Below are 12,291 nucleotides of genomic sequence, written 5' to 3' on the forward strand. Positions count from 1 at the left end.
CTGCTCTACCAACTGAGCTAACGACCCACTCTGGCATCGCTTTGGGCTTGTTTGATATCCCTTGGCAACGGCGGCATATATTACTGATTTCAGAATTCAGCGCAACTAAAATTTCGATAAAGATCACTTAACTGCTGGTGATTCAGGCGACAAGACCAGAAATAACGCGATTTCTGGTCATGCCGTAATCAACCAAGAGCATTAAGACGTTTTTGCGCTTGTTTCGCACCGTCGGTGCCGGGGAATTTACTGATCACCTGCTGGTAAACCGCTTTCGCTTTCGCGGTATCACCCTTGTCCTGCATGATCACGCCGACCTTAAACATGGCGTCAGGCGCTTTTGGCGATTTCGGGTAGTTCTTCACCACCGAGGCGAAGTAAAACGCCGCATCGTCTTTTTTCCCCTTATTGTAATTCAACTGTCCGAGCCAATAGTTGGCGTTCGGCTGATAAGTTGAATCCGGGTACTTTTTAACGAAGTTCTGAAACGCCACCATTGCGTCATCCTGGCGTGAAGCATCCTTCACCAGGGCAATGGCCGCATTGTAATCGGTGTTCGCATCGCCGGTCATCGCCGGGGCGCCTGACGAGGCCGCTGGCGCTGCGCTGGTAGCAGCCGCGCTCTGATCGCCGGAAGACGATGGAGCCTGCGTACCTGATGCTGCCGCTGCGCCGGCGCCACGGCTGCTCAGACTATCTATCTGCAGCAGAATCTGCTTCTGGCGCTCAACGATCTGATTCAGCTGATATTGGTTCTCCTGGATCTGGCCACGGAGAGAATCAATGTCAGTCTGGTTATCAGAGAGTTGTTGCTGGAGTTGGGTTAAAAGCTGGCTGTGAGCATTGGAAATACGCTCGAGTTGAGTGACGCGGTCTTCGACCGAGCCTGAGCCGACACTACTGATTGGCGCCTGAGCAAAAGCGGCCCAGGGGGCCGCTATGCCAACCAGTAACGACAGACTCAATAAATGATGTCTGAAGTTACTGCTCATGCAATTCTCTTAGTAAACCAGTACGGCGCGACGGTTTTTGGCATATGCCGCTTCGTCATGACCCAGTACTGCTGGTTTTTCTTTACCGTAAGAAACGATGGAGATCTGATCGGCAGAAACACCTTTGCCCTGCAGATACATCTTAACGGCGTTAGCACGACGCTCACCCAGAGCGATGTTGTATTCCGGCGTACCGCGCTCATCCGCGTGACCTTCTACAGTCACTTTGTAGGACGGGTTGCTGCGCAGGAAGTTCGCATGCGCGTCCAGCATGGCAGCGAAGTCAGAACGGATATCGTACTTGTCCAGATCGAAGTAAACGATGTTGTTCTGTTGCAGCTGCTGCATCTGCAGACGAGCTTGCTCTTCAGAAGACATGTTGCCGCCGTTACCGTTAGCGTCCATACCAGTGCCGGCACCCAGCATGCCTTCACCGCTCTGGTCGTTGCTGGCGTTCTTGTTAGAAGAACATGCCGCGATTGCCATAACCGGCAGAGCGATCATCAGCCCTTTCAGCACTTTGTTCAGTTGCATTTCTTTGATTCCTTTAATAATCAATTATTTATTATCACAGATACGGCGACCAGGCAGGCGATTTTACCTGTCCATCAGTTGCCGGAAGACGCGCTTTGAAACGCCCATCTGTAGAAACCAGATTCAGCACGGATCCCATCCCCTGAGAAGAGCTGTAGATTACCATAGTGCCGTTAGGTGCCAGACTTGGCGTTTCGTCTAAAAACGTTGATGACAGAACCTGTACACCACCCGCTTCCAGATCTTGTTTGGCAATGTGCTGCTGACCGCCGGCCGAGCTGACCATTACCATGGTTTTACCATCCGCGCTCACGTCGGCGTCCTGGTTCTGTGAACCTTCCCAGGTGATACGCTGCGGCGTGCCGCCATTGATGTTGACTTTATACACCTGCGGACGACCGGCCTGGTCAGAGGTGAAGGCCAGGTTCTGGCTGTCCGGGAACCAGCTTGGTTCGGTGTTGTTGCTGCGACCGTTAGTCACCTGACGAATCTGACCGGAGCCCAGATCCATCACGTACAGGTTCAGGCTACCGGTTTTCGACAGCGCGAAGGCCAACTTAGAGCCATCCGGAGAGAACGCCGGCGCGCCATTGTGCTGCGGGAAGGAGGCGATCTGACGCACAGCGCCGTTCGCCAGGGTCTGAACCACCAGCGCAGAACGACCACTTTCAAAGGTCACGTAAGCCAGTTTAGAACCGTCCGGAGACCAGGCCGGGGACATCAGCGGCTGGGAGGAACGGTGAACAAGGAACTGGTTGTAACCATCGTAGTCGGACACGCGCAGTTCGTAAGGGAACTGGCCGCCGTTTTTCTGCACCACGTAGGCGATACGGGTACGGAAGGCGCCCTTGATGCCGGTCAGCTTCTCAAATACCGCGTCGCTGGCAGCGTGCGCTGCGTAGCGCAGGTACTGTTTAGTGACTTTAAAAGAGCCTTGCGCCAGCGTTGTACCCGGCGCACCGCCGGTATCCACCAGCTGATATGCTACCTGATAAGAACCATCCGGGTTTGACGTGACCTGACCGACGACCACGGCGTCGATACCCAGCGCAGACCAGGCAGCAGGCTGCACTTCCTGGGCACTGGTCGGCTGCTGCGGCAGACGCGAGCGATCCAGCGGGTTGAATTTACCACTGTTGCGCAGGTCAGCTGCCACGATACCGCCAACATCTTCAGGCGCAGCGCCCTGGCCGGCCCACTGGAACGGTACCACGCCGATAGGGCGTGCCGAGTCCACCCCCTGGGTGATCTCGATACGTACTTCTGCGTGCAGCACCGCCGCCCACAGCATTAAAAAACCAAATGCTACTCGTAATGCCTGCTTCATCATATCTCCCTTATCCGGGCGGAAAGCCCACGATAATTTAGCAGAATGTTAACAAACTCAAATATACAAAACTACCAAAACCCTGTGACTACCATAGATTGTTTTTCCCCGTTTGCACGGGGAAAAATATCACTGAGGTTTGAAGTCCAGTGGCGCATTTTTGAAGACTTCATATACTGCCTGGCTAGGTGGTTTCGGGAACTTAGCCTGCCGGGCTGCGGCAAGAGCGGCCTGGCACAGAGCAGGATCACCACCTTCGGACTGTATATTTAACAACAGGCCGTCAGGAGCAAGTTTGATACGCAAGGTACATGTTTTGCCTGCATAGGACGATGCGTCATAAAACTTACTTTCAATCGCCGACTTTATCTGCCCGGCATAGTTATTGATATCAGCCCCCGAGGCACTGTTTTTAGTATTACCACTCCCGGCAGCAGAGGCATTGTTTCCTTTGGCTCCTCCGCCTGTTTTAGGCGCATTCTTACCCGAACTCAGATCGCCAAGCAGGTCGTCAACGCCGTCCGCTTCTTTCGCGGCAGCCGCTTTCTTCGCTGCCGCCGCTTTTGCTGCTGCCGCTTTGGCCGCTTTATCGGCCGCTGCCTTCTCAGCCGCAGCCGCTTTGGCTGCCGCCGCTTTTTCAGCTGCGGCGGCTTTCTCGGCGGCGGCCTTCTCTGCGGCCGCTTTTTGGGCGGCAGCTTTCTCAGCGGCTTTTTCGGCAGCTTTTTCTGCTGCCGCTTTTTCAGCCGCAGCTTGCTTAGCCGCCTCCTGCTGGGCCTTCTTCTCTGCTTCCTGCTGCGCTTTCTTCGCCGCTGCCGCTTCCGCTTTCTTCTGCGCTTCTGCTGCGGCTTTCGCCGCTTCGGCTTCCGCCTGTTTCTTCGCATCGGCTGCCGCTTTCGCGGCGGCGGCATCGGCCTGTTTCTTCGCGTCAGCGGCGGCTTTAGCCGCTGCCAGCTCAGCCGCTTTTGCCTGGGCATCCGCCTTCGCTTTTGCGTCGGCAGCCGCTTTGGCAGCCGCTTCCTGCGCTTCTTTAGCCTGCGCATCCGCTTTGGCTTTCGCCGCCGCGGCAGCCTTGGCAGCCGCTTCCTCAGCCTGCTTCTGCTGTTCCTTCGCTTCTTTCGCCGCTTCCTGCGCCTGCAGCCGTTCCTGTTCGAGCTGTTTCAGCCGTTCCTGTTCCGCTGCCTGTTTCTCACGTAACTCTTCCGCCTGCTGCTGCGCCTGTTTTTCACGCTGCTCAGCGGCGCGACGTGCGCTGGCCTGCTGCTGTTGCTGACGGTTATAGTTATTTACCACCGCCCCCGGATCGACCATGACGGCATCAATGGACGATCCCCCGCCGCCGCCGGCAGAGGCATCCAGATGCTCGTCAAACGAACTCCAGATCAGCAGCGCGATCAGAATGATGTGCAGCGCGACTGAAATGATGATCGCTCGTTTAAGCTTGTCGTTTTGTTCGGTTGCCTTTGACACTATCGGTTCCCAAAAACTGTTCGCCTGTACCCGCGATGCACGCCGACGGCGAGCGATACCCACCATCGGACGCCACGCGGACGCACATACCTGAAGCGATTAAATAGGTTTGGTCATCAAGCCGACCGATTTAACCCCTGCACTATGCAACAGGTTCAGCGCTTTAATAATTTCATCGTAAGGGACGTCTTTCGCACCGCCGATCAGGAATACCGTTTTCTCATTGGCTTCAAGACGACGCTTCGCTTCGGCAATCACCTGCTCCGGCGGCAGCTGGGACAGCGTCTCCTGCCCCACTTTCACGCTGTACTGCCCTACCCCGGAGACTTCCACAATCACCGGCGGATCGTCATTGCTTTTCACCGCTTGCGATTCCGTGGCGTCCGGCAGATCGACTTCCACGCTCTGCGTAATGATGGGCGCCGTTGCCATAAAGATCAGCAGCAGTACCAGCAGGACATCCAGCAGCGGAACGATGTTGATCTCGGACTTCAGTTCGCGACGTCCGCGTCCACGTGCTCTGGCCATGGCTTACCCCTTATTGCTTTCGCTGGTGGTAAAGGCCTGACGGTGCAGAATAGCGGTGAACTCTTCCATAAAGTTGTCGTAGTTCAGTTCAAGCTTGTTCACGCGCTGGTTCAGGCGGTTGTACGCCATGACCGCCGGGATCGCGGCGAACAGACCGATCGCGGTGGCGATCAGCGCTTCGGCGATACCTGGCGCCACCATCTGCAGGGTGGCCTGCTTCACCGCGCCAAGGGCGATAAAGGCATGCATAATCCCCCAGACAGTACCGAACAGACCGATATACGGGCTGATGGAGCCTACGGTGCCGAGGAACGGGATATGGGTTTCCAGCGTTTCCAGCTCGCGGTTCATCGAAATACGCATCGCGCGCGATGCCCCTTCGACAATCGCTTCCGGCGCATGGCTGTTGGCCCGATGCAGGCGCGCAAATTCTTTGAAACCGCTGTAGAAGATTTGTTCCGAACCGGTCAGGTTATCGCGACGCCCCTGGCTCTCCTGGTACAAACGGGACAGCTCGATCCCGGACCAGAATTTGTCCTCGAACGCTTCAGCTTCACGCGCGGCCGAGTTAAGGATACGCGTTCTCTGAATAATGATAGCCCAGGAAGCGATAGAAAAACCAATCAAAATCAACATGATAAGTTTAACCAGAAGGCTCGCCTTCAGGAACAAATCAAGGATATTCATGTCAGTCACTGCTTAAACTCCGCGACAATAGACTTGGGAAGCGCACGTGGCTTCATTAAGAGTGGATCAACGCACACAATGAGAACCTCAGCTTCGTTTAACACTGTATTCTCGGCGTTGACGATTCGCTGCGTGAAAACCAAAGAGGTGCCGCGCATCGAGGTAATTTCCGTCTGGACTTCGAGCATGTCGTCGAGTCTGGCGGGGGCAAAATACTCCAGCGTCATTTTGCGAACCACGAAGGCAACGCGTTCAGCCAACAGCACCTGTTGACTAAAGTGATGGTGGCGCAGCATCTCTGTGCGTGCTCTTTCATAAAAAGCGACGTAACTGGCGTGGTAAACCACACCACCGGCGTCGGTATCTTCGTAGTAGACCCGAACCGGCCATCGAAACAGCGTTGTATTCACTTTACATCCCGGTAATGCAAAAAAAGGTTAGAGCTTTCAAACTTCGCTACTATACGCGCGGGAAAGGTGGTTTGGAATGGGGGAAAGTAAACGGGGCGTAAATTTTTATGGGCTTATGCAAGCCCATACCATTAACAGAGATCTCTTATTCAAAAGAAGAAAAAGAAGAGACCCAAAGCGAGCACGATATCAGCGATAAGCGGACAAAAAATCCCCTGCCAGTGAACGGCACGCGGACGGAAGCCCACGCCGTGAATAACGCCGCTGCAAACCGCCCACATCAGCAAGAAACCATGCCAGATTTCCAGCTCGCTGGTCTTCGCCGCAAAGCGCGACGGATCCCAGAAGATGCAGCCTGCCAGCAGCAGCGCCATCAATAAGGAAAGCGCCCTTAACGGGCGCTTGTCCATTATCGCATACATATACTTTATCATTCACGTCGCCTCTTTGTTGGCTACGTCTGCTTACCCCAGTCACTTACTGGTGTAAGCTCCTGGGGATTCACAGACTTGCCGCCTCGATGCAATCCGAATGATTTCGTATATCGCATCACGATAATACTCATCAGTGTTCTTCTTTACCTGCTTTGGTGGCTTCCACGTGCTCAAGCGCCAGCGCGGTAATCACCCCAAAGGCACAGGCAAGAAGCGTTCCCAAAATCCATGCGAAGTACCACATATATAGCTCCTTACCTTAGTACAGCGAGTGGGTGTTCTTTTCGATGTCTTCGCGCGTAATGCGGCCGAACATCTTCCAGTAACACCAGCTGGTGTAGGCCAGAATGATCGGCACGAAGACAATCGCCACGTAGGTCATCAGGTTCAGCGTCCGCTGACTGGAGGTCGCGTCCCACATCGTCAGGCTGGCGTTCAGCATGGTGCTGGACGGCATGATGAACGGGAACATCGCAATACCGGCGGTCAGAATGATGCAGGCCAGGGTCAGCGAGGAGAACAGGAATGCCCACGCGCCTTTATCCGCTTTAGTCGAGACGACGGTCAGCAGCGGCAGCACCACGCCCAGGGCAGGAACGGCCCACAGCGCTGGCATGTTATTAAAGTTCACCATCCATGCACCGGCCTCACGCACGACTTCTTTAGTCAGCGGGTTAGACGGGCCGCTATGATCCATTACTGATTTCACCACATAGCCGTCGATGCCGTAGTAGACCCACACACCCGCCAGCGCGAAGCAGACCAGCGTCACCAGCGCCGCCACCGTGGAAACGGTGCGGGTACGCAGGTGCAGTTCGCCTACGGTACGCATCTGCAGGTAGGTGGCACCCTGAGTCAGGATCATCGCCACGCTGACGATACCGGCCAGCAGACCAAACGGGTTCAGCAGCTGGAAGAAGTTTCCGGTATAGAACAGACGCAGGTATTCATCGACGTGGAACGGCACGCCCTGCAACAGGTTGCCGAAGGCCACACCAATCACCAGCGGCGGCACGAAGCTACCGATGAAGATGCCCCAGTCCCACATGTTGCGCCAGCGGGTGTCCTCGATCTTGGAACGGTAGTCAAAACCGACCGGACGGAAGAACAGCGAAGCCAGCACCAGAATCATCGCTACATAGAAGCCAGAGAACGCTGCGGCGTAAACCATCGGCCAGGCCGCGAACAGCGCGCCGCCGGCGGTGATCAGCCACACCTGGTTACCGTCCCAGTGCGGAGCGATGGCGTTGATCATAATCCGACGCTCGGTGTCGTTACGGCCGAGGAAACGGGTGAGCATGCCCACCCCCATGTCGAACCCGTCGGCGACAGCGAAGCCAATCAGCAGAATGCCAATCAGCAGCCACCAGATAAAACGCAATACTTCATAATCGATCATTTGACGACTCCTGTCTTAGCGTGCCGACTGAATAGCCGCAGAGGACTGTTCAAAGTGATAGCGGCCGGTTTTCAGGCTGCTAGGTCCTTTGCGGGCAAACTTGAACATCAGGAACAGTTCAGCCACCAGGAACAGCGTGTACAGACCGCAGATCAGCAACATTGAGAAGATCAGATCGCCTGCGGTCAGCGACGAGTTGGCCACCGCGGTCGGCAGGACCTCACCAATCGCCCACGGCTGACGGCCATACTCGGCAACAAACCAGCCTGACTCCACGGCAATCCACGGCAGCGGCAGGCCAAAGAACGCGGCGCGCAGCAGCCATTTTTTCTCGCCAATGCGGTTACGAATCACGCTCCAGAAGGAGGCGCCGATAATCAACAGCATCAGGATGCCGCACGCCACCATGATACGGAAGGCGAAGTACAGCGGGGCGACGCTTGGAATAGAGTCTTTGGTCGCTTTGGCGATCTGCTCTTCCGTGGCGTCAGCAACGTTCGGGGTATAGCGCTTCAGCAACAGGCCATAGCCGAGGTCTTTCTTCACGCTATTGAACTGGTCACGCACGGCCTGGTCGGTCGAACCGGCGCGCAGCTGCTCCAGTAGCGCGTACGCTTTCATCCCGTTACGGATACGCTCTTCGTGCTGAACCATCAGATCTTTCAGGCCGATAACCGGCTTATCCACCGAGCGGGTGGCGATGATTCCCAGCGCGTAAGGGATCTGGATCGCGAAGTGGTTGGTCTGCGCATTCTGATCGGGAATACCAAACAGAGTAAAGGCAGCCGGCGCCGGCTGGGTTTCCCACTCAGCTTCGATAGCCGCCAGTTTGGTTTTCTGCACGTCACCCATTTCGTAACCGGATTCGTCACCCAGCACAATAACGGAGAGGATCGCCGCCATACCGAAGCTGGCTGCGATGGCAAAGGAGCGCTTAGCAAAGGCAAAGTCGCGGCCTTTCAGCATATACCAGGAGCTGATAGCCAGGATGAACATCGCGCCAGTCACATAGCCGGAGGCCACGGTGTGGACGAATTTAACCTGAGCAACCGGGTTCAGGACTAGTTCGGAGAAGCTGACCATCTCCATACGCATGGTTTCGAAGTTGAAGTCCGATGCGATAGGGTTCTGCATCCAGCCGTTGGCGACGAGGATCCACAGCGCGGAGAGGTTGGAGCCCAGCGCAACCAGCCAGGTGACCGCCATGTGCTGAACTTTACCCAGACGATCCCAACCGAAGAAGAACAGACCTACAAAGGTGGATTCGAGGAAGAAGGCCATCAGACCTTCAATGGCCAGCGGCGCACCGAAGATATCGCCCACGTAGTGTGAGTAATACGACCAGTTAGTCCCGAACTGGAACTCCATGGTCAGACCGGTCGCCACACCCAGCGCGAAGTTGATACCAAACAACTTGCCCCAGAATTTGGTCATATCTTTATAAATCTGTTTGCCGGAAAGGACGTAAACCGTTTCCATGATGGCCAGCAGGAACGCCATACCGAGCGTTAGCGGCACAAAAAGGAAGTGGTACATCGCGGTCAAGGCAAACTGTAAGCGCGACAGTTCGACTATATCTAACATCATGACTCCTTGCTCATCGCATGAAGACTCCGAAAATGAACCGAGAAGCTCTGGCTCATACGCATGCCCCAATACAAAAGTTATTTGTTGGCCCGTCCGCAGCGCGTTTCACCTGAAAGTGAAGCCACGCCACGTCAAGGTTACAAATACGTTAACGAAAACCCAATTGATTCCCCAATATATTACGCCGCAATAACCTTACAATAAATATGTTTTTATTGTTCCAGTTTTACATTTTTCGACGGTGATCAATATATAGCGAAGATAGCCTGTTTAGGCCAATTTGACTTGCGACAATTTAACGTTTTTTGAAGAATTTTTCCAAGCATTAAGCATTGATATAAATCAATTTTTACTCTACGTGTTAATTATGTAGCTCAATAAAGAATATTGGTGAACTTAATGTTAATATTGTGTTTAAAGTATGGCTTGCTTGGTTACTGAAAAGAGAGATATGAGAATCATAGGTAATATTATTTAACGCCGCGGGGAAAAATGAAAAAAAATGCGCCGATCCTAATAATGCTAGACTGCTCACAGTATTTTTCCTGTTTTCTTATGCCCTTCTCTTCTGTTTTTTCACTATCTAAAACCCTTGCCTGTCGCGAATTGCGGAAATATTTCCTTCAGCAACCACGCTGCCGGGATTATATTCATGAAATAATTCATAAAATCAATATGATAGATAAGGTTTTTCACGGAGCAGGCATTCCGCCGGTTCAGCGGATGTTCTGGCGAGATGGATAACGCCCATAAAAAAGGCCACCTGACGGTGGCCAACCATGTCGAAATCGGACAGATTTCTGCTTCGGAGAAGCAGAGAGGGTTTACTTGATGATAGCTTTCAGCGCTTCGCCGATATCGGCCAGGCTGCGAACGGTTTTCACACCAGCGGCTTCCAGGGCGGCGAATTTCTCATCAGCAGTACCTTTACCGCCAGCGATGATCGCGCCCGCGTGGCCCATACGCTTGCCTTTCGGCGCGGTCACGCCCGCGATGTAGCCGACAACCGGCTTGGTCACGTGCTCTTTGATGTAGGCTGCCGCTTCTTCTTCCGCGCTGCCGCCGATCTCACCGATCATCACGATCGCTTCGGTCTGCGGATCTTCCTGGAACAGCTTCAGGATATCGATGAAGTTGGAGCCCGGGATCGGGTCGCCGCCGATACCGACGCAGGTAGACTGGCCGAAGCCGTAGTCGGTGGTCTGCTTAACCGCTTCATAGGTCAGGGTACCGGAACGGGAAACGATGCCCACTTTACCCGGCTTGTGAATGTGACCCGGCATGATGCCGATTTTGCATTCGCCCGGGGTGATAACGCCTGGGCAGTTCGGGCCAATCATGCGCACGCCCGCTTCGTCCAGCTTCACTTTCACAGTCAGCATATCCAGCGTCGGGATACCTTCGGTGATGGTGATAATCAGCTTAATGCCCGCGTCGATTGCTTCCAGAATGGAGTCTTTGCAGAACGGCGCCGGAACGTAGATAACGGTCGCGGTCGCGCCGGTCGCTTCAACGGCTTCGCGCACGGTGTTGAACACCGGCAGACCCAGATGGGTGGTGCCGCCTTTGCCTGGCGTCACGCCGCCAACCATTTGCGTACCGTAAGCGATCGCTTGTTCAGAGTGGAAGGTCCCCTGGCTACCGGTGAAGCCCTGGCAGATAACCTTGGTATCTTTATTAATTAAAACTGACATTATTTCCCCTCCACTGCGGCAACAACCTGCTGTGCTGCGTCCGTCAGACTTTTCGCTGCAATAATATTCAGGCCGCTGTCAGCCAGTTTTTTCGCGCCCAGTTCGGCGTTGTTACCTTCCAGACGAACCACGACCGGAACGTTAACCCCAACTTCCGCTACCGCGCCGATGATGCCGTCAGCGATCAGGTCGCAACGTACGATACCGCCGAAGATGTTAACCAGAACCGCTTTAACGTTGTCGTCAGAGAGGATGATTTTGAACGCTTCGGTCACGCGCTCTTTGGTGGCGCCGCCGCCAACGTCGAGGAAGTTAGCCGGTTCGCCGCCGTGCAGCTTAACGATGTCCATGGTGCCCATCGCCAGGCCTGCGCCGTTAACCATGCAACCGATGTTGCCGTCGAGCGCAACGTAGTTCAGTTCCCACTGCGCCGCCTGCGCTTCGCGCGGATCTTCCTGAGACTGGTCGCGCATTTCGCGCAGATCCGGCTGGCGGAACAGCGCGTTGCCGTCAGCGCCCAGTTTGCCGTCGAGGCAGATCAGGTCGCCCTGCTTAGTGATAACCAACGGGTTGATTTCGATCAGCGCCAGGTCGCGCTCAAGGAAAATGGTCGCCAGACCCATGAAAATCTTGGTGAACTGCTGAACCTGCTTACCTTCCAGACCCAGTTTGAACGCCAGTTCACGCCCCTGATAAGGCATCGGGCCCGCCAGCGGATCGATGGCGATCTTGTGGATCAGGTGCGGGGTTTCTTCCGCGACTTTTTCGATTTCCACGCCGCCTTCAGTCGACGCCATGAACACCACGCGACGGGAGCTACGATCAACGACCGCGCCCAGATACAGCTCTTTATCGATATCGGTCGCTGCTTCCACCAGAATCTGGTTGACCGGCTGGCCGTTGGCATCGGTTTGGTAGGTCACCAGGCGTTTGCCCAGCCAATGCTCAGCAAAAGCGCGGATCTCTTCTTTGCTCTTAACTACTTTCACACCGCCCGCTTTACCGCGGCCACCAGCGTGAACCTGACATTTCACTACCCACGGACCCGCGCCGATTTTTGAAGCGGCTTCTTCTGCTTCACGCGGAGTAGTACAGGCATAACCCACCGGCGCCGGTAAGCCATAGCGGGCAAAAAGTTGTTTTGCCTGATATTCATGTAAGTTCATGTGTTCAGTCCATCCTTCAGGGTGTAATTATCTTTAAACCTGTAGGCCTGATAAGACGCGCTAGCG

Annotated in this window: 13 protein-coding genes and 1 tRNA gene (1 of these 14 cut by a window edge); all 14 read right to left on the reverse strand. The window is 54.8% G+C overall.

What is annotated here, in order from left to right; translation table 11 throughout:
- A tRNA-OTHER gene (locus HMPREF3142_RS21120) sits at window positions 1-27 on the reverse strand; it reaches 52 nt to the left of the window's first position.
- 161 nt (window positions 28-188) lie between these two features.
- A complete protein-coding gene (gene cpoB, locus HMPREF3142_RS21125; RefSeq protein ID WP_070612532.1) occupies window positions 189-992 on the reverse strand; it encodes a cell division protein CpoB in 804 nt (267 codons plus the stop codon).
- Between the two features lie 9 nt (window positions 993-1,001).
- A complete protein-coding gene (gene pal / locus HMPREF3142_RS21130; protein ID WP_002895068.1) occupies window positions 1,002-1,526 on the reverse strand; it encodes a peptidoglycan-associated lipoprotein Pal in 525 nt (174 codons plus the stop codon).
- Window positions 1,527-1,560: 34 nt separating this feature from the next.
- Entirely contained in the window at window positions 1,561-2,853 is a 1,293-nt protein-coding gene (gene tolB, locus HMPREF3142_RS21135; RefSeq protein ID WP_008805693.1) for a Tol-Pal system beta propeller repeat protein TolB, read from the reverse strand.
- A 129-nt stretch (window positions 2,854-2,982) separates the two neighbouring features.
- A complete protein-coding gene (gene tolA, locus HMPREF3142_RS21140) occupies window positions 2,983-4,320 on the reverse strand; it encodes a cell envelope integrity protein TolA (RefSeq protein WP_023322242.1) in 1,338 nt (445 codons plus the stop codon).
- Window positions 4,321-4,419: 99 nt separating this feature from the next.
- Entirely contained in the window at window positions 4,420-4,848 is a 429-nt protein-coding gene (tolR, locus tag HMPREF3142_RS21145; RefSeq protein WP_002895061.1) for a colicin uptake protein TolR, read from the reverse strand.
- Window positions 4,849-4,851: 3 nt separating this feature from the next.
- Entirely contained in the window at window positions 4,852-5,544 is a 693-nt protein-coding gene (tolQ, locus tag HMPREF3142_RS21150; RefSeq protein WP_004152221.1) for a Tol-Pal system protein TolQ, read from the reverse strand.
- A complete protein-coding gene (ybgC, locus tag HMPREF3142_RS21155) occupies window positions 5,541-5,945 on the reverse strand; it encodes a tol-pal system-associated acyl-CoA thioesterase (RefSeq protein WP_002895056.1) in 405 nt (134 codons plus the stop codon). The genes tolQ and ybgC overlap by 4 nt, the downstream gene beginning before the upstream one ends.
- 149 nt (window positions 5,946-6,094) lie before the next feature.
- Window positions 6,095-6,379 (reverse strand): cyd operon protein YbgE, encoded by a 285-nt coding sequence (gene ybgE, locus HMPREF3142_RS21160; RefSeq protein ID WP_008805691.1) that lies wholly within the window; start codon window positions 6,377-6,379, stop codon window positions 6,095-6,097.
- Window positions 6,380-6,509: 130 nt separating this feature from the next.
- On the reverse strand, window positions 6,510-6,623 hold the full coding sequence (cydX, locus tag HMPREF3142_RS21165) for a cytochrome bd-I oxidase subunit CydX (protein ID WP_004100325.1): 114 nt from the start codon (window positions 6,621-6,623) through the stop codon (window positions 6,510-6,512).
- A 15-nt stretch (window positions 6,624-6,638) separates the two neighbouring features.
- Window positions 6,639-7,778, reverse strand: coding sequence for a cytochrome d ubiquinol oxidase subunit II (gene cydB, locus HMPREF3142_RS21170; RefSeq protein WP_008805690.1), 1,140 nt, complete (start codon window positions 7,776-7,778; stop codon window positions 6,639-6,641).
- A gap of 15 nt (window positions 7,779-7,793) precedes the next feature.
- Window positions 7,794-9,362: a cytochrome ubiquinol oxidase subunit I gene (gene cydA, locus HMPREF3142_RS21175; RefSeq protein ID WP_012542427.1), complete on the reverse strand. Its 1,569-nt coding sequence runs from the start codon at window positions 9,360-9,362 to the stop codon at window positions 7,794-7,796.
- Window positions 9,363-10,189: 827 nt separating this feature from the next.
- Window positions 10,190-11,059, reverse strand: a complete 870-nt coding sequence (sucD, locus tag HMPREF3142_RS21180) for a succinate--CoA ligase subunit alpha (RefSeq protein WP_004885990.1) — start codon at window positions 11,057-11,059, stop codon at window positions 10,190-10,192.
- Complete coding sequence (sucC, locus tag HMPREF3142_RS21185) at window positions 11,059-12,225, reverse strand: ADP-forming succinate--CoA ligase subunit beta (RefSeq protein ID WP_002895039.1); 1,167 nt, start codon at window positions 12,223-12,225, stop codon at window positions 11,059-11,061. The genes sucD and sucC overlap by 1 nt, the downstream gene beginning before the upstream one ends.
- Window positions 12,226-12,291 lie beyond the last annotated feature (66 nt).

Origin of the sequence: Klebsiella sp. HMSC16C06 (genome assembly GCF_001808325.1) — a bacterium.
GTDB classification, from domain to species: Bacteria; Pseudomonadota; Gammaproteobacteria; order Enterobacterales; family Enterobacteriaceae; genus Klebsiella; species Klebsiella variicola.